Annotated in this window: 16 protein-coding genes; 7 read left to right on the top strand and 9 right to left on the bottom strand. The window is 44.2% G+C overall.

Features of this window, described 5'->3' with window-relative positions; genetic code table 11:
* Positions 1–207 precede the first annotated feature (207 nt).
* The 3 genes from NFR99_RS09750 to NFR99_RS09740 all read right to left on the bottom strand — a co-directional run bounded on the left by NFR99_RS09750 (position 208) and on the right by NFR99_RS09740 (position 2,487).
* Positions 208–360 (bottom strand): hypothetical protein, encoded by a 153-nt coding sequence (locus NFR99_RS09750; protein ID WP_158605022.1) that lies wholly within the window; start codon positions 358–360, stop codon positions 208–210.
* A 26-nt stretch (positions 361–386) separates the two neighbouring features.
* A complete protein-coding gene (locus tag NFR99_RS09745) occupies positions 387–1,643 on the bottom strand; it encodes a plasmid recombination protein (RefSeq protein ID WP_251353509.1) in 1,257 nt (418 codons plus the stop codon).
* Between the two features lie 625 nt (positions 1,644–2,268).
* Positions 2,269–2,487, bottom strand: a complete 219-nt coding sequence (locus tag NFR99_RS09740) for a helix-turn-helix domain-containing protein (RefSeq protein WP_016285446.1) — start codon at positions 2,485–2,487, stop codon at positions 2,269–2,271.
* 281 nt (positions 2,488–2,768) lie between these two features.
* On the opposite strand from NFR99_RS09740, the gene NFR99_RS09735 reads away from it, so the two are divergent.
* The 5 genes from NFR99_RS09735 to NFR99_RS09715 all read left to right on the top strand — a co-directional run bounded on the left by NFR99_RS09735 (position 2,769) and on the right by NFR99_RS09715 (position 6,671).
* The gene (locus NFR99_RS09735; RefSeq protein WP_120486608.1) at positions 2,769–3,383 is read left to right on the top strand and encodes a helix-turn-helix domain-containing protein; all 615 of its coding nucleotides are present in this window, start codon (positions 2,769–2,771) and stop codon (positions 3,381–3,383) included.
* A 103-nt stretch (positions 3,384–3,486) separates the two neighbouring features.
* Entirely contained in the window at positions 3,487–4,662 is a 1,176-nt protein-coding gene (locus NFR99_RS09730) for a tyrosine-type recombinase/integrase (protein WP_251353508.1), read from the top strand.
* Between the two features lie 265 nt (positions 4,663–4,927).
* On the top strand, positions 4,928–5,320 hold the full coding sequence (locus NFR99_RS09725; RefSeq protein WP_251353507.1) for a hypothetical protein: 393 nt from the start codon (positions 4,928–4,930) through the stop codon (positions 5,318–5,320).
* 114 nt (positions 5,321–5,434) lie between these two features.
* Positions 5,435–5,923: an RNA polymerase sigma factor gene (locus NFR99_RS09720; protein WP_251353506.1), complete on the top strand. Its 489-nt coding sequence runs from the start codon at positions 5,435–5,437 to the stop codon at positions 5,921–5,923.
* Positions 5,904–6,671, top strand: coding sequence for a hypothetical protein (locus NFR99_RS09715; protein ID WP_251353505.1), 768 nt, complete (start codon positions 5,904–5,906; stop codon positions 6,669–6,671). The genes NFR99_RS09720 and NFR99_RS09715 overlap by 20 nt, the downstream gene beginning before the upstream one ends.
* A 13-nt stretch (positions 6,672–6,684) precedes the next feature.
* On the opposite strand, the gene NFR99_RS09710 is transcribed toward NFR99_RS09715, so the two are convergent.
* On the bottom strand, positions 6,685–8,097 hold the full coding sequence (locus tag NFR99_RS09710; RefSeq protein ID WP_251353504.1) for a cellulase family glycosylhydrolase: 1,413 nt from the start codon (positions 8,095–8,097) through the stop codon (positions 6,685–6,687).
* A 507-nt stretch (positions 8,098–8,604) separates the two neighbouring features.
* Between NFR99_RS09710 and NFR99_RS09705 the strand changes: the two genes are divergently transcribed.
* Positions 8,605–13,647, top strand: coding sequence for an MGH1-like glycoside hydrolase domain-containing protein (locus NFR99_RS09705; protein WP_251353503.1), 5,043 nt, complete (start codon positions 8,605–8,607; stop codon positions 13,645–13,647).
* Positions 13,648–13,845: 198 nt separating this feature from the next.
* Here NFR99_RS09705 and NFR99_RS09700 read toward each other — a convergent pair whose 3' ends face one another.
* The 5 genes from NFR99_RS09700 to NFR99_RS09680 form a co-directional block, all read right to left on the bottom strand.
* Complete coding sequence (locus NFR99_RS09700; RefSeq protein ID WP_251353502.1) at positions 13,846–14,967, bottom strand: alginate O-acetyltransferase AlgX-related protein; 1,122 nt, start codon at positions 14,965–14,967, stop codon at positions 13,846–13,848.
* 26 nt (positions 14,968–14,993) lie between these two features.
* Positions 14,994–16,418: an MBOAT family O-acyltransferase gene (locus NFR99_RS09695; protein WP_251353501.1), complete on the bottom strand. Its 1,425-nt coding sequence runs from the start codon at positions 16,416–16,418 to the stop codon at positions 14,994–14,996.
* Positions 16,419–16,728: 310 nt separating this feature from the next.
* Entirely contained in the window at positions 16,729–18,444 is a 1,716-nt protein-coding gene (locus NFR99_RS09690) for an AAA family ATPase (RefSeq protein WP_135976096.1), read from the bottom strand.
* A 230-nt stretch (positions 18,445–18,674) separates the two neighbouring features.
* On the bottom strand, positions 18,675–18,995 hold the full coding sequence (locus NFR99_RS09685; RefSeq protein ID WP_158604859.1) for a leucine-rich repeat protein: 321 nt from the start codon (positions 18,993–18,995) through the stop codon (positions 18,675–18,677).
* Between the two features lie 322 nt (positions 18,996–19,317).
* Positions 19,318–21,768: a heavy metal translocating P-type ATPase gene (locus NFR99_RS09680; protein ID WP_251353500.1), complete on the bottom strand. Its 2,451-nt coding sequence runs from the start codon at positions 21,766–21,768 to the stop codon at positions 19,318–19,320.
* Between the two features lie 358 nt (positions 21,769–22,126).
* On the opposite strand from NFR99_RS09680, the gene NFR99_RS09675 reads away from it, so the two are divergent.
* The gene (locus tag NFR99_RS09675; RefSeq protein ID WP_135976081.1) at positions 22,127–23,446 is read left to right on the top strand and encodes an MATE family efflux transporter; all 1,320 of its coding nucleotides are present in this window, start codon (positions 22,127–22,129) and stop codon (positions 23,444–23,446) included.
* Positions 23,447–23,467: the final 21 nt, after the last annotated feature.

Genomic DNA, 23,467 nt, shown 5'->3' with positions numbered 1-23,467 from the left:
CTTTTTTACATCAACTACTTAAAAAAAACTTTTTTAACATTTTTCATTTTACCTATTGACATTTCTTAGCTGGACTTGTTTTTTTTGTATGAACCAAGTATACCGTCCCCAATGTTAACTCTAAAAGTGCATATATGTTAATTGTAAGTTAATTGCACTGCAAAAGGCATAGAATATTTCATCTATGCCTTTTAACAACGGAATTATTTATCTGCCCTGTATATATTCCTCGTTTTGTCTCTGATACATAGGACGGTTCTCCCTTGTACGTTCTTCCGGTTCCATATCCTCCATGAAACTCTCCACCGCCTTTACATACACCTCTGCCAGCTCTAACGTACATATCCGGTTCTCCGGCATGATTTCCTCTCTTATTTCAGAAACCTTTACAGCCTGCCGAGAGGGGTATAGCCATAAGGGGAGGCGGCCCGTATATCCTTTTTTTCTTCTACAAACTTTGCAAACTCCCGCACCAGCGGAATCATGGATAACAGCTTATAAAAGAGTGCTTTGAGTTTATCCAGTACGTTGATGAAATCCAGACGCTTTTCAAACTCTTTATCCAACACACCGATATCCTCTAAAAACCCCTCTTTTTTTACCTGTATTTGTTCCTTTTCATCTGTTGCTTTCCTGACATCACGCAAAAGACGCTCTTTATCAGAATGAAGGATAAGCGTATCTGTTTTTAAGGACAAATTTTCCTGCCGTATTTCCTCCTGTTCTGCCATCAGTTTTTGTTTCATTTCCCTGCCTTCTGTTTTTATCTGTATCAAATCTTCCTCTGCTCCGATAATCTCTGTTTTCGTGTCAGACAACCGCCGTTCTGCTTCGGAAACTTCTTTTTCTGCCTGTTCCAGACGTTGGTTGGCATTAAAAAGCCTGTCCTGTTTTTCTTCAAGGAATCCCGCCACCATTTCCAGCCGCTTCGTTTCCTGCTGCACCTTATATTCCGCAACGGTCAGGTCATAGTTTTTCCCTTTCTGCTTATCTTTTACAAGCACTCCGAAGTGGATAAGCATTTCTACGCTTGCGGTCTGACGCAGGCTGTTCTGTAAAATATTCTCCAGCGTTTTCGGAGTGAAAACAGAGCGTTTGGAAACCTTTGTTTCCAGCCCGCGCTTAAATCCCCTGCCTATGGGAACGCCTACAACGTGCATATGCGGGCTTGCTTCATCAAAGTGGACTACCGCATTTGCAACTTTGAAATCCGGCATTTCTTTCTGCAACTGCTCCAGTAAGGTGTCATATACCTTGCAGATATTTTCTTTGTTTTGCTTTTCCTTATCTGTTTCCATAAAGACATCTTCCCAGAAATCCTTATCCCCGCACTGGAAAATAATCTCCACTGCCATGTCTTGGTTCTTGCCGGACAGATGTTCAAAATAATCGTCAATCCGTCGGTCTGCCCTTGTCTGTTTTTGGTTATACTGCTCCAGTGCTTCTGAAAAAGTGTCCTGATAGACTTTTTTCACATCCCGCATAAGATTTGTACTGCCAAAGAGCAGGACAATGTTCTCCCTGTCATACTCTTTGGAACGGTATTTCCGCAGGTTGTGTTTTGCCACACCGGACAGCCTGCCTTTGCTGTTGAGGGCACTTTTCCCGTTGCTGATATGGGCACTGTATGATACTTCATTCATCACATCCCCTCTCTGCCGGAGGAATTTTTTTCTTATTTGTCATTTCCTTTCCGGCTGGTTTCCTTATCAATCATTTTACGTCTCCGATTTTCCTTTGGGCTGATGGGAACGTGGCGGGGTGCGGTTATCATTTCGGCTCTGCCGATAATGATAACCCCCTAGCATTTTTGTCAAGCCAAAAATGCGGGGGTCCTGCCGGGGGCTTGTTCAAGCGGGTGTATATCCAGCTTTTGCCTGTTATTTTGCCTGCCGGAGAAACCATCTGCCGCTGACCTGTATTCTGCCAAAGTAAAATACTGCGGATAAACATAAGTGCCAGCATGGTGCGGGCAGAGTGCAGGCAGAGGTGCAGGCACTTTTCCCATTGATTCCCCTGTCATGGTGTAGTTTTGATGTAGGCTTTGCCCCAAATGATGCAGGAATGGTGTAGTATTTCAAAAAATGATGTAGGAACGGTGTAGAAAAAATCTACACCATTGCTACACCAAAACTACACCATTCCTGTCCTGCCAAAGAAAAATTCCGGTTGATAACCGGAGAAGTCTGTGATACACTTATCTTGCGTGTAGGTATATCAAGACTCCGGTCTGATTGCCAATGGGGCAGCCGTTATGGCTGCCTCTTATCATGTCCGGACAGTTTTTACTTCCGGGCGGTTCCGCAGGTCTTTCCCCTCATTTGCTGCCATAAACCTCTCCAGCACATCCCTGCGTATGATTGCTTTCCGTCCAATCCGCAGCACCGGGATTTTCTCCCATTCCACCAGTTTCCGCATGGTGTTCCTGCCAATGCCCGTATATTCGGACGCTTCCTCTATCGTCATTCCAATCTTAATCTCTGCCATACAAATATCCTCCCTCTTTTCCGATAACCTGTTTTTCCTGCATTTTCATTCCTGCTCATATCCGTATCCCCTTTCTTGTTGATTTACAATGTTGCATTATGCAACGCTGTAAAATGCATAATAAATAAATACGATGGTTTTGTCAAGTCCTTTTGCGGTTATTTCTATTTTGCATATTGCAACATCTGTTTTTGTGTGTTATTATAGTCTTGTAACAACGAAACAGATTTCCCTTTAACAGCTTATAACAAGCAGGGGGAACGCAGTGCAAGGAGGTCACGATGGAGAAGAAAGAACTTCGCAGGACAATCGGTGAACGGGCGAAACAACGCCGCAAGTCGCTGAAACTCCCCCTCCAGTATGTTGCCGGACAGATGGACGTGAACAAGACCACCATCCAGCGGTATGAGAATGGGAGCATTGACAACACAAAGAAACTGATTGTTGAGGGATTAGCGGATGCACTTCATGTATCAGCGGCATGGCTCCGGGGCGAAACAGAGGATATGGGGGCGGATATGTCGGACAGCAGGGATTTTAAGATTGAATCCGCCATGAGCCGGATAATGGGCGATTTCCCGCTTGACATGAAAGAGGAAGAAAGCGATTTCTCAAAGGATTTGCTGCTTTTGTTCCTTTATGAGTACCGTATGTTTAACCAGTCTTTTACCCATGCGGCTAAAGAGTATGGTAAGGGCGGGGATTTCAATGAGGCAATGTCAAAGGTCATGGGATTTGAATCTGAACAGGAGTTTAACAACGTCATGTTTCTGCGGGAGGTTATGCGTTTCATCAACAGCACGAGTGAAATCAGCGACATTGTAAGGGTGTATGCCAAACAGCCGGAACTTGCGAGGACGAGGCTGAAAAATCTTCTGAGTGAACATTCCTTGTGACAGGGCAGCCGGAGTTTTGATATGCCTACACGCAAATAAGCATATCTATCAGTTCCGATTGCCAACGCAATAACAGATTGCGTCTAGGAAAGGAGATTTTATTATGGCAAAAGGTTCTGTAAGAAAAAAAGGAAAGAAATGGTACTACCGCTTTTATGTGGAGAATGAGAGCGGAAATCTGGTGCAGAAGGAGTACCCAGGAACAGAGAGCAAGTCAGAAACGGAGAAACTTCTCCGCAAGGCAATGGAGGATTACGAGGAAAAGAAGTTTGTGGCAAAGACGGAAAATATCACGCTGGGGGAAATGCTGGATATATGGCTGGAGGAAGAAGTAAAGCCCGGTACATTAAGCACTGGGACGCTGATTGCCTATACCACTACCGCCAGACAGATTAAGAAACATCCTATCGGACAGCGTAAGCTGAAAAGCATAACTGCCGACCATTTACAGGAGTATATTGATTTCCTGTCTTTTGGAGGAACAAGACCGGACGGAACGGAGGCTCAGCCCATCAGTAAAAACTATATGCTCCAGTTTTCGGCAGTCCTGCGGGGCTCGTTCCGGTTTGCGGTATTCCCGAAACGCTATATTACTTTTAATCCCATGCAGTATGTACGCATGCGGGTAAAAAAGGAGGAAGTGGAACTGTTTGAGGGAAATGCGGAAAATGAGACAGACATCCCGACCATTACCCATGAGCAGTACACGGAGATAACGGATTATCTCCGTAAAAAAAGAAATCCGGCACTCCTGCCGGTGCAGATAGCCTATTATACTGGATTACGCATTGGCGAGGTATGCGGGCTGGCATGGCAGGACATCAACCTTGAGGAACAGTATCTTACCGTCCGCCGGAGTATGCGTTACAATGCCACCCGCCACAAGATGGAAATCGGTGCAACCAAGCGGAAAAAAATCCGTACAGTGGACTTCTGCGACACACTGGCAGAGATACTAAAAAAAGCCAGAAAGCAACAGCACAGAGAGCGTTTCCAGTGTGGCGAAATGTATTTCCGCAATTACTATCAGAAAGTAATGGAAAAGGGAAGGACGCATTATGATCTGTATTCTTTGCAAAGTACGGAGGAGATACCGGACGATTACGAAGAACTGTCTTTTACGAGCAATCTGTTATCAAACGGGGCAGCCCCGAAAGATGTGCAGGAACTTCTGGGACACTCTGATGTAAGTACCACAATGAATGTTTATGCCCATGCCACCAGAGAGGCGAAACGGACTTCCGCAAGGCTTTTGGATAAGGTGGTGGGCGGTAATTAAAAACTTTCCCTTGTTTTGGTCCTATGAGGGCAAAAACAAGGGAAAATGGTTGATTTGATGATGTAATGGGTTTGATAGATTGCGTAAAATGGGGATTTTGGTAGGGAATGATAGTTTAATTTGAATTTTCCAAATCAATTCCCCATCCTGAAATCATATATTTTACTTGTATTTTGTATTGTTTTTATATATAATTATAAATACATGCAGATACTATTTATTATTTGTGTAAAAATAACTTTATAATTTTGCGGAGGGAAAAACGTTGAAAAAATCAGTGTCCTTAACAGCTATTGCATATGTATTAGCAACAATATTCTTATTGATAATACCTATAAATGTGCAAGCAAGTCCAATTATTGAAAATGAAAAATTTATTGAAGAGGGTTACACCGCAGACGGTATTAAATATTCTATTTATGAACTTATTATCCCTGATAATGAAACAGTAAGCCGTATTGCTGTATCAAAATGGGTGAGTATTGTCGTGTATTATGACGGCGATGTAATACCATCCTCAACATATCCTTATGAGGCGTATGACAATGAATATAAAACCGTTATGAAGGGAACCTTAAGACGCACCTCTTATGAGTATTTATTATTCGGCAACCGCACCCGTACAGTCTATCAAGGAACAGTGCACGGAAACATTTAACTCAATATCATTAAATGACAGTATCTATATGCGTACTATTACCTCGAAAAAATTATTTATTAAACTGCAATATTTTATACTATATATGGATGTTATATGTATAAGGAGGTGTTTATGAAATTAGATTTTATAAAAGAAAAGCATGATATCGAAAATACCATCAAGAAGTATACAAACACAATATCAAAAATCGCTTATTCATACACCAAAAGCAAAGAAACCGCAGAAGACATAACCCAGAATGTTTTTCTTAAATATATGATAAGCGAACACACTTTTCACGACGATGAGCACAAAAAAGCATGGCTCATACGGGTTACCATTAACGAATGCAAAAAACATTTTTGCTGGCTGAGTTATCAGCCAAAAAGTTATCCAAAAACACCAGAACCTGAGGAATATCATGACGTATATTCTGCAGTAATGGATTTACCCCAGAATTATAGGATGGTGATTCATCTTCATTATTATGAGGGACTATCTGTAAAAGAAATGAGTTCCATCTTGGAAAAAAATGAAAACACTATCCTGTCTCATCTGCATAGAGCCCGAAAAAAGTTAAAAAAGATTATGGAGGTAGATTATGAATATAAATATAGATAAATATAAATATGCAATGGATTCTATAAAAATGAAAGAATTTACTGTAGAAGAACTGGAAAATATTTTAATTAAAAAACGACGCCGCAGCAAACACACAGCAATTGCGGCGGCATCCGGTACGATACTGCTTATTTTTATAATATCTGCCGGACTTCTTTTCAAAAATGATTTTGCAACCATCACCGTACAGGCGGAAGCTGGTGAAAAAATGGTTTTATCCTCAGAAAATACAATTTACAATTTAAGTTCGGCTATATCTACAATACAATTCTCAAAAAATTCAAATTCGGCTACTCTGAGTCTAAAACTGTTTTTTGAATCCAGGAAAAAAAACATAGATCAAATTACTGTTAGCAGCTCAGAAGATAAAATTGAGCGTAAGGATTTAGAAAAAGTAAATGCCTATTTCATTAAAACCCAAAAGCTGAAAGTATCTGATTACGGCGCCTTCTCTCAAGATATCCAAAAAGATGACACTTTCCTGTGGAGCCTTTACGACCAGCAAACACACGAGGTCACTTTCAAAACTTTAATAGGAAATTCTTACACCTTTCAATATGAGGAACAGGACAATGAATCCTATGAATTGGCGTTAAACGTATTAAAAGATGAAAATGACACGTTTTCAATCGGAGACATTATATTAAAAGCCAAAATCAAATACCTTGATGGGACAGTGGAAAACAAGAAGATCAAAATCGCCGCAAATGATGATATCTCCTCCGGGCTTCAAATGAAGATATTATAAACCTAATAACTCTTTATAAAATTTTCACCGAAACCACTTTATTGTCCTTCCGCGGCGAACTGACAATAAATCCAATACCGTCCACTTTCGCCTTCGCCAGAACCTTTTTATTCCATGAAACCGGGGAAATCGTCATGCTTTTTCCCTGGCAAATGCATTTCCCATTCCACTGCCGGCTCTTTTTCACCGGATATTTGAAAGTTACCCGAACTTTCCAGCGGGACACTGCCTTTTTTCCGCGGTTTGACAAAGATACCCGATATAGCGCGCACCAACGGTTTCCATCCTGCCACGAACCATCCTTTTTCACACTTGCCCGGCAGGACTTCCTGGAAGCTTTCGTTCCGGCAGGCTTCGGATTTTCAGGCTTTGGCCGCGGGGCAGGTTTGGGTTTTCCAGCAGGCTTCACATTTGATGTTCCGCCCAGTTTTCCTTTCATGGCGCTTACCAGCCACTTCCCCGATTTAGACAAGTCCGATTCCGTCCAGCCTGATTTCTTCTGGCAGCTGCTTTTTAAAAGTGAACTGGATTCCGCTTTATTTGAAAGGTTCCATGCCATATAGCTGACTCCATATGTATTCAGCAGTTTCATCCATTTGTCCGCTTCTTTCTGATTAACCGCACCGTTCCCGGAAGCATCACAGATTCCGAATTCACTGACAAACAGAGGCACTCCCGCTTCAAGCGCCTTTTTCGCTTTTTCACGATACGTTTCCCTGTGGGTATCCGCATAAAAATGCAGCGTATACATGATATTTTTATAGCCTTTCAGCGGATTTGCCGCCGCAATATCCACATCCTGCGACCAGTTAGGCGTCCCCACCAGGATAACCGCATTTTTATCAATCTTACGTATTTCCTTTATGACAGTTTCTGCATAGGACTTTATCTGCCCCCAGTCCGTGCCTCCATTCGGCTCGTTGCAGATTTCGTAAATGACATTTTTATACGCCTTGTATTTTTTCGCCATCTCCTTAAAAAAAGCAAGCGACTCCTTTTTGTAAGTATTCGGATTCCCATCGCTCAATATATGCCAGTCAATAATCACATACATCCCCAAATCAGAAGCCGCTTCTACCCCGGTATGGATAAGCTTCTTCAAAGCCTTTCTGTTTCCGGCGTTTCCAGTGCAGTAGCCGTTGTATTCTGCTGTATACATAGCCAGCCGGACGGCATTCGCCCCCCAAGAGTCGCGCAGATTCTGAAACGCTTCCTTAGATACATACTCCGGAAACCAGGACAGTCCGTGGGTGCTGACGCCTTTCATCTGAAATACCCTTCCCTTCGCGTCCACCAGATTCGTTCCCTTCACAGACAGCCTGCCGTGGGCGCTAAGCGGCGTGGCGGCAGAAACTCTGCATGGTAAAAGTATGATAAAAAATAATATAGCTGCCAATCCGACACGCGTACGATTTTTTATTTTCATGAAACTGCTCCTTATCAAAAACGCATTCAAATATTTTCTTCTGTTTCAATAGTTGTCTATCCCCGCCAACATATTGAAGTTGTTTTACATGCGTTTGTAATAGCATTATACCTTTTGCGTTAAAAATTATCAATGGGTTTGCACTAAAAGCCCCTCAGCAAATGATTGACTTAAACCAGACCTATACGTATAATAATAGTAACTGTATATTGTGCAGAAAAGGGCAGTTTCCTACCCAGCTTTTTATTCATAAGCCCCTTCTGTAAATGGGGACGCTATCATCTATGGTGCAATCATCTCTATAATAAAATGTCCTCGCGCCTGCAGTACCCATAGGCAAGGCAGCGCGTCAAGAGCAAAATCCAGCAGAAGCTTTTCCATGTGAAACTCTGGCAGATAAGCTTTCATAGCGAAAAGGAATGCGAAAAGCATGCCGTGTCTGAAAGCCTTATATGAAGGCTAAAGATTCCAAGAAAATATCATGAATGAAAGAAAGGGTGAAAAAAGATGTTAAAAAGAATGAAACAACTGGCTCCAAACATAATAGCCATAACATTGGCAGGAGCGGCAGCGTTCACTTCTCTGCCCGTATCTGCCGCGCCGGAAACAGTCGCCGGCGGCTATGTCATTGATATGGAACGGCTTCCGAAGGTACATTTTTCCAAACACAAGGATTGGGAAACGCTGTATCAGACTGCCTGGAACAGCCATAAAAGCAATATTACGCCGATTACAAAGGCTCTGAATCCTGAACTGACAACAGATGACACGACGTCTTACTATGTGGACGAAGCTTTTGATGAAACTATTTTTCAGTGGGATACACTGTTTATGATGATGTTTGATAAATACGGCATCCACGAATTCCCAACATTAAATTCCATGGACAATTTCTATTACCATCAGACGGATGCAGAGGATGATTCGGATGGTTACATTTGCCGAAGAATCAACCAAAGCAACGGACAGTTAAGTTACAGCAATTATCTGACGGTAGACGCCATCAATCCGCCGATGTTTGCCTGGGCAGAATGGGAACAGTATCAGATTCACGGAGATCTTTCACGTTTTACGAAAAAAGTCAAAGAAAAAGCAATCATTGACAGGCTGGATGCGTACTGGCAGTTTATAAAGAGAACAAGAACGCACAAGTCTGGTCCGGCCAAAGGGCTGTATGTTTCAAATGGACAGGGAAACGGACTTGACAATACGCCAAACCAGGATTGGAACGGATGGGGACAGGCGGCAAACGATATGTCCATCCAGCAGGTACAGGCTGCACATTACCTTGTCAGGATTTTAGAGGAAATCCTTGCAAAGGATGAAACGCTTACACCAGCAGACCGGACAAAATACCAGGAGATGAAAGAGAAATACCAGAGAGAGGAAGCGGATTTAAAGCAGCTCGTACGGGAAAAATTATGGTCGGAAGACGGAAGCTTTTTCTTTAATATGAATGCATCGACGGGTGAATTTACAAATATTGCAACGCCGACAGGCCTGTGGGCTCTTGCGGCGGGCGTGGCCACAAAGGAACAGGCAGACCGCATGATTAAAGAATATGTTTTAAATTCCAATAAGATGTTCCGTCCAAACGGACTTGCTACCGTATGCTATGATTACAGTACATTTAAGCCCACAGGAGGATACTGGAACGGGGCGATATGGTCTCCGACTTCCTATCAGTGGATTAAAGGCCTGCAGAATTATGGATATGACGAACTGGCATTTAAAGAAGCGGTACGCCATACCAACGCGCTTGCAGAGGTCTGCGTCAATGGGGCATATGACAGGTACGGCAAATTTCTGCATACGCTTTGGGAAAATTATTCTTCGGAATACTCGATTCCGGGTTCAACAGAACATTTGGATACGCAGCCTTCCAGATCAAATTTTGTAGGATGGGCAGGAGCGCTCGGAATCGGTTCTGTGATTGAAAATATTGTAGGCATTACTATAAAAGGAAATGAAAACGCCATTGAATGGGATATTAAGCTTACGGAGGCGTTCGGCGTGGACAATCTCTATTTTAACGGCGCAGACGGTGAAAACTTTGTAAATCTTTCATGCAGCGAACGGATGAATGATACCTCAGGGGCAACGCTTACGGTAAAGGCAGACCATGATTTTGAACTCCGCGTAAAAGTCGGCGGAAAATCACAAACCATACAGGTGGCAGCCGGAAATCATGAGTATTCCATTGACGGGGCAGACGGAAATGAGACTTATCTTGGCATCCGTCCAAACAAACGCGCAGATGCATCTTTTACGGCAGAACAGATAGACGCTGCTGACAGCGCCATACTGTTTGGAGATGAAGGGACTTCCCCCCGGGCGGATGGGCTTCCAAATCAGATTGAAAAAGGAAACAAAAAAATCTTTAATGTGAATACCGTCGGATATCATCGGACAAACAGCAAATATCCCACCAGTTTAAGAGACAGCAAAGTAATGCGTGCGCTTGGCTCAGAGAATGCAAAAGAATATTCAAAGACAACGTCTCCACACGGCTCGGAAGGATTTATGTTTATGGTTCCCGCATCAAATACGATGCAGACAGCCAAAGCTCTCATCGGTGTAAAAAACGGCACTGCCAAAGTGGAAGCTGACCTGCTGGACGCTTCTGAAGTGACGAAAACAGCAGAATTAAAAGGCTCCGGGGAAGAGACGGTCTATGCGGTAGAAATACCAAACTGCGCCTCAAAAGATACAGACATGATGGTTACGGTTACCATGAAACAGGATGGAAAAGAACAGGGAGAAATAAGCTTAAAGGCTATCGTTTTGGAAAACGGCGGCAGTAAAGTCCTGGAAGCCCCTGTACAGGTGAAAGCAGAATCAGAAAATACTGCACTTTTGGTCCATGCGTCCGCACCGGAAGGCATTTCTTATGACAGCTACCGTGTCTACTATAAAACAGCAGACAACACTTCCTGGAATGTAAAAAATACAAAAACGCTCCCATGTAAACTAGAAGGGCTTTCCAATTATAAACGATATGATGTGTTGGTTACGGGTATCAAAGACGGCACGGAGTCTGCAAATTCCGAAAGCGTCTCTGAAATTCCAGAGGAAGTAAAGCGCACGGACGCACAGCGGGCATACTATGACTGGCTGGAAGTTCAGGAAAAAGTGCTGAATGGAAACACCGATTTCTCCAATATCATAAGTAATTTGAATTTTGACGTAAAAGGCCCGACATATGGAACAAAATTCATATTTTCAAGCGACAGCCATTTGTCAAAGTACGGACTGCGAAATAACGGAAGCGTAGCAAATCCGGTTCTCCCGCTCCCTGACATCACAACAGTACTGAAAGCAGACGCTTCCTGCGGAGGAAAAACGATAAAAATCACAGTTCCTGCCGTTGTAAAAGCAATGGCTGCAAATGCGATACCTTATGTGTCCGGTAAAAAGGGAGAACTCACATCCGGAACGATAAACCTGACAGCGGAAGGAACAGTGGATTGGGCACAGTTCCACAGCGAGAGCACGGAAAATTACATCCGAAAAGAGCAGGCAGAGACAAAGATTAAGAATTTTCAAGTAATCGATGGCATAGACGGAAAAATCAATGACGGTACATTTTCTTTTGAATCGACAGACGGTACGGGAACTCCGGTAGACCGTTCAGGAATCAGTGCAAGAAGCTTGCATGACGGATTTACACTGGAACTTCCATACAGCGACAAGATGCAAGAGGCAAAATTTTATGCAAATGCCTGGGGAGGTGATGTGACGCTTGAGATAGCGGTAAACAATACGGTTTTCTATTCTGGGACATTTGGAAAAGACGACTCTTCAGGAATGGCGGGGCAGGAATTTGTCATTACTTATAAAGTCCCGTCTGCTTCAGACAAAATAACTGCAAAACTGTACTGCAGCAACGATTTGGGACAATGGGGCGGATGCGTAACGGCGCTTCAGGCTCTAACGATAAAAGAGACAGAAGAGAGCATTCCTATTCCGGAAGCAGAAGATTCACAAGTCGTATTCGGGACACATACTGCGCCGGAATCAGTGAATCTTACAGAGGAAGGAGCTGTTGACTGGAATCTGTTTACTGTCACAGATTTGGAACAGATTGAAAAAAAGACCGGAGGCAGAGGCATTGCAAACCTTTCTGCTATCCAGGCAGTTACAAAGTTAAATCCGAATTCTTCCAATACAATGTTTTCCTTTACAGACGGAACGAACAATGCCGCAGGCAATTACAGCAAGGGAATTGTCTTTGAAAAGGCCGGAAACGGCATTACGTTTGATCTTCCGTATTCTGCAAGAAAACAGACTGTGGGGATTCACCTTGGCGCATGGGCTGCAAAAGTGAAAATAAACGCTTCTGTAGTAAAAGACGGGCAGACACGAAAAGAATATACACAATTTTTTGACACAGGCGCACAGGCAAACAGCGAGCCGGCAAAATACGGCATGATTTCCATGGAATATCTTCTAAAAGATGCGGATTCACATCTGCATGTGGAAATCAGCAACGATACTTTATACGATGGAACCTGGGGTAATTTTAATCTTGGAGCAATTACACTTAGCGGCAGTTTTTATGTATCTGCGGAACAATCGGAAAACGGAAACATTTTTATTACAAATCCGATTGCATCCCCGGGGGAAACGGTTACGGTTTTTGCCGTTGCGGACGCGGGATATGAGCTTGCAGAGGAAAGTCTAAAATATTATACAGAAGAAAGTGTAAATGGAACAGCAGTCAAAGACGGCGTGTTTGTTATGCCGTTAGGAAATGTTACAATAAAAGCTAAATTCTTGAAAAAACCGGAGATTGCTGACAAAAAAGAATTGCATGCAGCCATTGAGCAGGCAAAAAATCTTCAGGAAACCAATTATACGCCGGAGAGCTGGGCAGAATTTCAGAAAGTTTTGGCGAAGGTAACAGCCGTGCTGAACAATAAGGAAGCCTCCGCAGAAGAAGTAAAAGCGGCAGAAGCAGAGCTGCACGCAGCGTTAAAGAACCTTGTTATAAAGAAAGCAGAGCCACCCAAACCTGTACAGGCAGCGTCCATTTCCATCCATGCCCCATCAAAGAAACTCGCGGCAGGTAAAAAAGTAAAACTGACAGCCTCCATCCTTCCTGAACAGACAGCAAATAAAACAGTAACCTGGAGCGTCAGCAATACAAAATATGCGTCAATCAGCCAGGCAGGGGTCATTAAGCTAAAGAAAGCCGGCATAGGCAAAACTGTTACGGTAACAGCCGCTGCAGCAGACGGCAGCAAGAAGACGGCAGTTTATAAAATTAAGATTATGAAAAGGGCAGTCAAGAGCATTAAACTTTCTGCCCCCGCAAAAAAAGCCAAAGCCGGAAAAGCAGTAAAACTCAAAGCCAAAATCAAGACCACAGGCAAGGGAACTGTAAACAGGACGTTGACATGGAGCAGTTCAAACACCAAATATGCCACGGTCAATCAGAAGGGCATCGTTAAGACAACGAAAGCCGGAAAAGGAAAGACTGTCACGATTACAGCGGTATCTACTGACGGAAGTAACAAAAAAGCAAAAATGAAACTGAAAATCACATAGAGCCAGAAATCATCTCTGAAAACAACAAAACAGGTGAAACGAAGGAGTTGTTGTAAAATAGCCGCTATATATACAAGGATATGGCACTTAGACGATACAGGTCTTGCCTATATACTGTAGATAATCCGCGTTTTGCAACAGCTCCTTTATTTTCTAACACGTTCAACAGCCAGTACTGCCGTCCCTCTCCCGCAATTTCTAAAAAGGACCCTTAAACTCCCCCTCCAGCACAGTAGAAATCTGTTCGAAATAACGCTGGTTGCGCTCGGCGTTCAGATAAACCACGTCATCCACATCATACTGCGAAAACAGTTCCGGCGTATAAGATTTGAAGGTAGAAAAAACAGCCGTCTGGTAAAGCTGGGGCAGGTAAGAGGTCATGGCGTTACTGAAAGAATCCCCAATCACAAGCAGCGTCCGCTTATTTGACGAATTGGATTTGAAAACCTGGATTCCGGAATCTTTATTTTCTTGGGATTCAATTTTCTCAACTGTAATCTCCGGCAGATAGCCTTCGATCATAAAGTCCGTATCGTCATGAAATTCATTCACCATATTCAACATCGAAGCCATATCCCCCGAAACTTCGGCTCCGGGTAAAATATTCACTTCCTCTAAGGAAACGCTTTCGCCAAGAAGAACTTCTGCAATCTGCTGGCTGGCAATAAACGCCCCCAGCATATTCCAATGCGTATCATATTTATAGAAGACCTGATAATCCTCGGCATATTTTCTTAGTGAATCCGCCAAATCATACACCGGAAGCCCTTGTTCCTGCAGTTTGGGAATGATGATATCCAGGCGGGATTTTGGCCCATAAACATCAATACTTTCGGGCATATATTTTCCATAAATGCGTTCTTTACTGGGCGCTTCAAACACATAAAAACGAATTCCCCGCTTCTCCATTCCTAAAACAACGCTTTGAATATTCTTTGAAATTTCCTCCTGCCGCTCCATTGTATAGATGTTTAGATGCTGATAATCCGACAGCGCGTCTTCTCCCTCTGCATCCACCGTATAAAACAGCCAGTTATCCGTACCTACCGTAACCGACCCCACGGAAACCGCACCAAAGAGTTTCTTTTCCAGCTTGGTATTTAACTTAACAAAAAAATTTTTGTACGGCGCATGGTCATTGAGAAATTCCTCAAATTCTCCCGGAATCTGCTCAAAATTATCCCACGCCAGGCGCGGAAAAGAAGCCAGCGTACGGTTTTCATAATTTTCCGTATCAATCCAATCTTTTACCAGCAAAAAACTTGCAGGCGGGACGATAAGGCTTAGGATAAACAGTGCGATAAAAAGTTTTTTCTTCATAAGCTTGTCCTCATTATTTCTTGAAGTTAAAATCGAAAATAAATAAATGGATTATATGTATCATTCACCAGAAGCATCAGGGAAATCCACAGCACGGCCATATAGCCGGCCATTCCCACCAGGGAAATCCCGCTGTCTCCCGCAATCCGAATCTTTTTCCGCTTAAGCATACTCTGGATCATACCGCTTCCCAGGATCGCTATCACCATGTACAGTATCAGCTTTGTATCAAAAAACCTTTCGATACGCAGGACGCTTTCATGAGGAACAAACATATAGCGGATATAGTCCAGCGCATAGGAAAAATCAGGCGCGCGGAAAATCACCCAGCCGATTAACACCACAAAAAGGGTGTAGCCGCGCTCCAGAATCTTCCACTTTCCTTTCCCCATCCATTTCCCCAGAAAACACCGCTCCAGAATATTAAAAAAGCCGTGGTAAAATCCCCAAAGAATAAACGTCCACCCGGCGCCATGCCAGATACCGGTGAGAAAAAATACGATAATCAGATTGATATATGTACGCGCCGTCCCCTTGCGGTTTCCGCCAAGCGGAATATAGACATACTCACGGAACCAGCTGGAAAGAGAAACATGCCATTTCCGCCAGAAATCCCGAATAGAAACCGCCGTATAGGGCAGCAGAAAATTTTCCTGGAACGAAAAGCCGAACATCCTGCCCAATCCAACCGCCATGTCTGAGTAACCGGAAAAATCAAAATAAATCTGCAGCATGTAAAGGACGGCTGTACCCCAGAGCAGAAGACGCGAAGCGTTCATCGGATGATCCGTAAATACAAGGTCTACAACCTCCGCAAACGTATTGGCCAAAATCACCTTTTTTCCCAGTCCCATAATAAAACGCTTAATTCCATACGAGAACCCTGACAGGGTCGTTTTACGGTTTTCTATTTGCTGTTCAATATCATGATACTTCACAATGGGACCGGCAATAAGCTGGGGAAAAAACGAAATATACAGCATCATATGCAGGAAATTTTTCTGCGCCCGGTTTTCTTTTCGGTACACATCCACCACATAAGAAAGAGCCTGGAACGTATAAAAAGAAATCCCGATGGGAAGGGCTGCCGTCCGTACAGAAAGTTGTACCGTACTCCCCGCCAGCCCGTTCCAGATTTCAACAAAGAAATTAAAATATTTAAAATACCCCAGAATCAGCAGATTCGCCGCCACACAAATAACCAGCATCAAAAGCTTCTGCTGTTTCCTTTCAATCAGCAGCCCGAAGCTGTAATTAATCAACACTGAAAGTAACATCAGAAGGATATATCTCGGTTCTCCCCAGGCATAAAAAAATAAACTGAATACTACCAGAATAAAATTCTGAAACTTCAGGCAGCTCCCGGCTTTACCACAAAATTGCGGAAGATAATAGGCAGCCAGAACTACCGGTAACAATACCCATAAAAACAGAATCGAACTAAATACCATACATTGGCGCTCCCTTCACTTTTTACAGCATACAAATAAGCGGATTGCCTTATTTATAGCGCTTATATATCATTATACAGGAGGCTATTTGTAAATTTGTTTTTCTATTCTGCTAAAAATCTTCATGTTCCTTTTCAAACATTCTCGATTCCACCCAGCGGTCTGCATTTGCGATTATATCAAAAAAGAGTATGTATAATTCTTTCATGCGTTTATCTCGGAAAACTTAAATATTTAATACATGGAAAGTACTTCTATAGCAAAAAGCTTCTAAATTCTATTTTGGTACTTTACCTCTCATAGGATTCCCTTAAACACATTTTTCATCTATTTTGCTTCCAATCCGTACTTCTTTCCCCCGGAATGCAAACCCGTATTTCCGTATCCTCCCCTCCGGGATTCCCTTCGCCCGGAGCGCGGCGGCGTAATCTTTTTCTTCTATCTGTCTCAGCGCCGCCTGGACGGTGTCGGAAAGCCCCTTTTCCTCCTCCGTATCCTGCACTTTAAACTCTATGAGGATGGCGTCGTCCTCCTTTTTCCTCGGCTCCAGCATCACGTCATACCTGCCGAAGCCGCTTTCCCTGTTGGAAGTAAGGATATATTTATCGTTTAAATCCACCATCAGCCCCAGTACAAAGCCGTGGTAAAAACGCTCCGGTTCTTCACTGGACGGATTTTTCCCGGTATCAAAATAACTGAACGTCGCCAGCGCCACCCGGTTCATGTAACCGTTCATTGCCCTGATATCATCTGCCAGAAGCGCTTTGATGAAATCGTTATAGTCGGAAGAAACACACCCGAACCATCTGCGCACCATCCCCTGGAACATGGTCTTTACTTCAAAGTTCGTCAGCTCCAGCTCATACTCTTCTTTCCATTCCCCAAACTCCGTCTCGTAAGCATCAAACCGTTTCACTTTCAGATAGCCGCTGGCAAGCAGGAGGCTCCAGATTGCCTGTCCGTCGCTTCCCAGCTGGCTGTACACAATCTGCTCATCTATTTCTACGCGCAAAGATTTCCCCTGCATCAAATTCTCAAAAGAAGTTTTTATTCGCTTATCCCCCTCGCGGATTAGTTTCCCTGCAAGGCTGTTTGAGCTGGTGTTTGCCCAGTAAGCCGCCAGCCTCCCTGTATCCAGATAGTTCAGGATAGACCACGGGTTATAAATATCCGTAACCTTTCCGAATGTGAAACCATCATACCACTGCTTTACCGCCGTTTTTCTTTCAGGCATCCCGTACTCATCCAGGGCAGAAAAGACCTCTTTCTCCGTAAACCCAAAGCTGTCCGTATATTCATTGGATGTAACTGTTACCACTTTCAGGTTATTCAAATCTGAAAAGATAGATTCCTTACTCACTCTGGTAATCCCGGTCATAACCGCCCGCTCCAGATAAGGGTTTGTCTTGAACGTGGAATTAAAAAGCCCACGGATAAACTCTGTCATCTCCTCCCAGTATCCGCCCACATATGCTTCCTGCAGCGGCGTATCATACTCGTCCAGGAGGATGATGACCTTTTTTCCGTAATAGCGGCTTAGGAAACTCGACATTTTGTGAATTGCCCATACTGCGTCCACTTCTCCCATATTCCCGGTTATATTCCTGAAATAAGCCTTTTCGTTTTCCGTCAGAAGATTCCCTTCCAGCAAAAAAGCTTTCTTATTGTACAAATCCTCCAAAATCCGGCAGATACACTCCTTTGTACGCTGAAAATCCTGCTCTTTCACATTCGCAAAAGAAAGGCTGATAACCGGGTACGTCCCCTGAAGCTTTCTGTACTTCTCATCTTCCCAGACAGAAAGCCCCTTAAACAAATCTCCCCGCCCCGCATAGTCCACAGAAAAGAACTGTTCCGTCATACTCATATTCAGCGTCTTTCCGAACCGTCTCGGCCGGGCAATCAGGGTCACGCTGTCTCCTCTGCCCCACCATTCTTTTATAAAATTCGTCTTATCAATGTAAAACCAGTCGTTCTCCCGTACCTGTTCAAAATCCTGGTGCCCGATTGCCACAGTTCTTGCCATAGAATCACTTCCTCCCATTTTCACCGTCCATACCTTCCGTTTCTTCAAGCCAAAGCATCCAAAAGACCTTTTTTTCATTATAACCAATCCGTACTTACTTTTCCATAGAAAACACAATTTTTTCACTAAAACTTTTTAATACGCATCTTATTGTATAAGAGTTTCCCCGCAGGACGAAATACGGCAGACAGGTCTTTCCCTGTCTGCCGCTTACATTTCCCTGTATTCTTCTATTTTATCCTTACTTTCGAACCCGCGCCCCCGGCTCTGAGCAGTTTCCGGTAGGCTTTCCTTTTCGCTTTTGGCGCTTTGATAACTGCTTTTGCATAGATTTTTTTGAAAGCGTTTTTTCCGACCTTTTTCAGCTTCGTAGATTTAATGGTGATTTTTTTCAATGCTTTACATCCGCTAAAAGCTTTCATCCCAATGGCCGTCACGTTCTTTCCGATGACAACGCTTTTTAGTTTCTTACAGTTCTGGAACACCCCTTTGCCTACTGACGTGATTTTATATGTCTTGCCATTCAATTTTACTTTATCTGGTATCTTCACAGAGGCAGTTTTCTTGTTTGAAACTTTTGAATACTCAACTGTATCTGTCTTTATTATTTTGTACACGGCTTTTTTTGATTTATCTGTAAATATAATATATATTAAAAAAGATTTCAATCATTTTGACAGGGGAAATTTTTACATTATGTTTTTCCCAAATTAGTATTCTGTTTATTATCACTTTCCCCTTTTTCCCTGTTTTTCATATTCTAAGTATTTCATCGTAAAATAGAGCATATAGATTTTCAATTTCTATATGCCCTAATGCCATTACTATATTTTATTTTGATTCACATAATTTCTTGCACAAGCTGCTTTTACCCTATTTCTTATACAGCACCCGCACCGAATTCAGCACGCAAATCATCGCAACCCCTGAATCCGCAAATACCGCCGCCCACATGGATGCAAACCCGCAAAGTCCCAGAATCATGACAAGCACTTTAACTGCCAGTGCAACGACCACGTTCTGCCTGGAAATTCGGCAGCTGTACTTTGCAATAGCAATAGACTGGGGAATCGCTTCCATCCCCGACGTCATAAATACCACATCGGCAGCTTCTATCGCGGCGTCGGCTCCGCTTCCCATAGCCGCTCCTACGTCCGCGCCTGCCAGCACCGGGGCGTCGTTGATTCCATCTCCTACGAACATGACCTCGCCTTTCTCCGCACGGATTTTCTGCAGCTCTGTAAGCTTATCCTGAGGAAGAAGCTTTGCGTGGACTTCGTCAATCCCCACTTCTGAAGCCACTGCCTGCGCGCTTCCCTGCGCATCTCCTGTCAGCATGACTGAAAAAATCCCTTGGCGGTTCAGTCTCTGGACTGCGCTTTTCGCATCTTCCTTTATCGTATCGGAAATCAGCAGATATCCCGCATATTTCCCGTCAATCGCAACCAGCACTTCCGCCCCATAGGCATCATTTTTATATTCTTTCAGGGAAACTTTATATTTCTCCATCAGCTTCCTGTTTCCACAGAGTACTTCACTTCCCAAAATCTCCGCACGTATGCCATGTCCCGCAATCTCCTCCAGCTCTGCAGGACTTTCCAGCTCCAGTCCCTTTTCCTTTGCCGCCGCTGTGATACCGATTCCTATCGGATGTGTAGAATTCTGCTCGCAGCTTGCGCAGATTTTCAACAGTTCCTCCTCTGTCATCCGTCCGGCGCTCACGATTTTCTGGAGCACAAAGTTTCCTTTCGTAATCGTTCCCGTCTTATCCATAACGACAGCTTTTACATGGTTCAGCGCTTCCAGCGCCACGCCGCCTTTGAAGAGAATCCCCTTTTTAGAGCCTGCGCCGATTCCTGAGAAAAAAGAAAGCGGGACGCTCAGAACCAGCGCGCACGGACAGCTCATTACCAAAAATGACAGCGCCGTATAAATCCAGTAATTCCAATTCCCGGTTACCAACGACGGCAGAACTGCCGTGCCCAAAGCCAAAACAATCACTACCGGCGTATAGACACGGGCAAACTTCGTAATAAAACGCTCCATCTGCGGCTTGCTTGCCGCCGCGTTCTCCACGGAATTCAAAATTCTCGTCACCATAGATTCCGAAAGTGGTTTTTCCACACGGATCTTTAACTGGCCGGAAGTGTTCACGCATCCGGAAAGTACTTTATCGCCTGTCTCTGCCTTTACAGGAACCGGCTCTCCTGTAATGGGTGAGGTATCGATACGGCTTTCTCCTTCAACCACCACGCCGTCCAGCGGAATCCTGTCTCCTGGCCGCACCAGAAGCACGTCTCCTATTTTGGCTTCCTCCGCACCTATAATCCTTATTTCTTCCTCCTGCACCAGATTCACGACCTCCGGGCGCATATCCACCGCATCCATAATCTGCCCGCGGCTCTTCCTCACTGCCAAATCCTCAAAAAACTCTCCCACGCGGTAAAACAGCATCACTCCCACCGCTTCCGGGTACTCCCGGATCACAAATGCTCCGATTGTAGCAAGGCTCATCAAGAAATTTTCATCGAAAATCTGTCCTTTTCCAATATTCCTGACCGCTTCCAGCATTACCTTCCCTCCCAGGATCAGATAAGCAATAACAAACACCGGAAGTACCGCCTGCTCACGGAAGCCCGTATTCTCCAAAACGATACCCGCAGCAAAAAATGCTGCGCCTGCCAGGATTCCGGCTATCTCTCTTCTCTGCCCGGACTTTTCCTCTTTCTCTTTCATCTGCTGCCTTTCTTTATCTTTCTTCACTGTGGATGCTATCATATCACGCGTCACTACCCTCACTCCCGACTCAATCGAAGAGCAGATATCCTGGATTTGCGGAAGCATCTCTGCACCGTCCCTGGCATAAAGCCAGAGCTGCTTCGTCGAATATGTGATAACTGCATCCTGCACCCCCGGCAGCTCCGAAATCTTCCTTTCCATTTTCGCCGCGCAGTTCGCGCACCCTAAATTTTCTAAAATAAAGACGTGCTTGATGGATTCATCTCCCTCATATGGACGCTGGTTATGCACATGCCCCTCTCCATGAGCGTGACGATGCTCATGGCTGCACGCACATTCCTCCCCATGCTCATGATGGTGTTCATGACCGCACTCACATTCTTTTTCATGCTTATGATGGTGTTCATGGCCGCACTCACATTCTTTTTCATGCTTATGATGGTGTTCATGGCCGCACTCACATTCTTTCTCATGCTCATGATGGTGTTCACGGCCGCACCCACATTCTTTCTCATGCTCATGATGATGTCCGCAGCCGCAGCTATCATCATGCAAATGTTCCATTGGTTGGAAAAATTTCTTCATAATATAATAACCTCCCTTATCTCCAGACAAACATATGAATAACTGTTCATATGTTTATTTAAGCACATCCATATCTCTTTGTCAATCACTTTTCACCATATAGCTCCGCACACTTCTGGGATAGGCGGTAAATTCCCCCCGCGCACTCCCCCCGCAAACCACAATTTACATTTGCTTTCCCGCCCCCTTTATGCTACAATTCAAATAATCATCCGGCAGTCATATACTGCCCACAAAATCACACGCGTGTCATTTTTGCCGCCGGGTAAAAATATCAGGCACTGGGTTCCATATCGATAGGCCTTAGAAGATATGGACTCCCGGTGCCTTTTTTGGCGCAGCATACAAGGAGATACTTATGAATTGTTTCAAAGAATACACAAAATATGCATTTTTTAATGTCCTCGGAATGCTCGGGCTTTCATGTTATATCCTGGCAGATACCTTTTTTGTAGCAAAGGGGCTGGGAAGCAACGGCCTTGCTGCGCTAAACCTGGCGATTCCTATTTACAGCTTCATTCACGGCAGCGGACTGATGCTGGGTATTGGCGGCGCCACAAGATATTCCATTGCCAAAAGCCAGGGACAAACTGACAGGATGAACCTCATTTTTTCCCACACTGCTTTTTCTGTGTGCGTTCTTTCTATCGTATTCTTCACTGTAGGGCTTTTGGGTGCAGACGTCATCACCCGGATTCTGGGCGCTGATGACGCTATATTTTCCATGTGCAGGACTTATCTGCAAGTTCTGCTTTTATTTTCACCTCTGTTTATGCTGAACGATATGGTATTGTGTTTTGTGCGAAATGACGGCGCTCCCAGGCTTGTCATGGTTTCCATGCTGGCGGGAAGTTTTTTGAATATTTTTCTGGACTATGTCTTTATCTTCTCTTTCCGCATGGGAATCTTCGGGGCAGTGCTTGCCACGGGATTTGCCCCGGCCATCGGACTTGCCGTCCAGTCAACATTTTTTATTCAGAAAAAAAACCACTTCCGCCTTGTGAAGCGCCCGCTGCGCCTGCAGCTCCTGGGACAGATTCTTTCAACAGGAGTACCTTCGCTGATTACCGAGCTTTCTTCCGGAATTGTTATTATGGCTTTTAATGCTATTATCCTGGGGTTGATGGGAAATATCGGCGTGGCGGCTTACGGAATTATCGCCAACCTGTCTATCGTGGTAATTGCCCTCTATACAGGCATCGCCCAGGGCATCCAGCCTCTGCTGAGCAGATACTATGGAGCCGGAACCGACAGGAATGTACAGTCTGTTTTCAAATATGCCCTGTATACGGTAATTCTTCTGTCCGGAATCGTCTATCTCGGCGTATTTCTCGGCGCAGACTGGCTCGCGTCCGTTTTCAACAGCGAGGGCAGCCATACACTGCAGACCATTGCCGTGGATGGCATGAAGCTTTACTTTACCGCCTGTGTTTTTGCCGGAAGCAATATCATTTTCTCTATATATTGTACATCCACAGACAATCCCCGTCCTGCCAGTATACTTTCTGTTCTGCGGGGATTCCTGCTGATTCTCCCTATGGCATTTGTGATGTCCCGCCTCTGGGGGATGACCGGGCTGTGGCTTGCTTTTCCCGCTACGGAACTCTCCGCCGCTGCCCTTGGGATCTTCCTCCTGCAACATTCCGTGAAACAGCAACGTAAAACATCCAGTACTTAAACGAGTACAGAAGTCCCTTTA

Source organism: Hominisplanchenecus murintestinalis (assembly GCF_943193015.1).
In the GTDB taxonomy this organism is placed as follows: domain Bacteria; phylum Bacillota; class Clostridia; order Lachnospirales; family Lachnospiraceae; genus Hominisplanchenecus_A; species Hominisplanchenecus_A murintestinalis.
The sequence above is the reverse complement of the archived record's forward strand: the minus strand, read 5'-3'. Positions and strand labels throughout refer to the sequence as shown.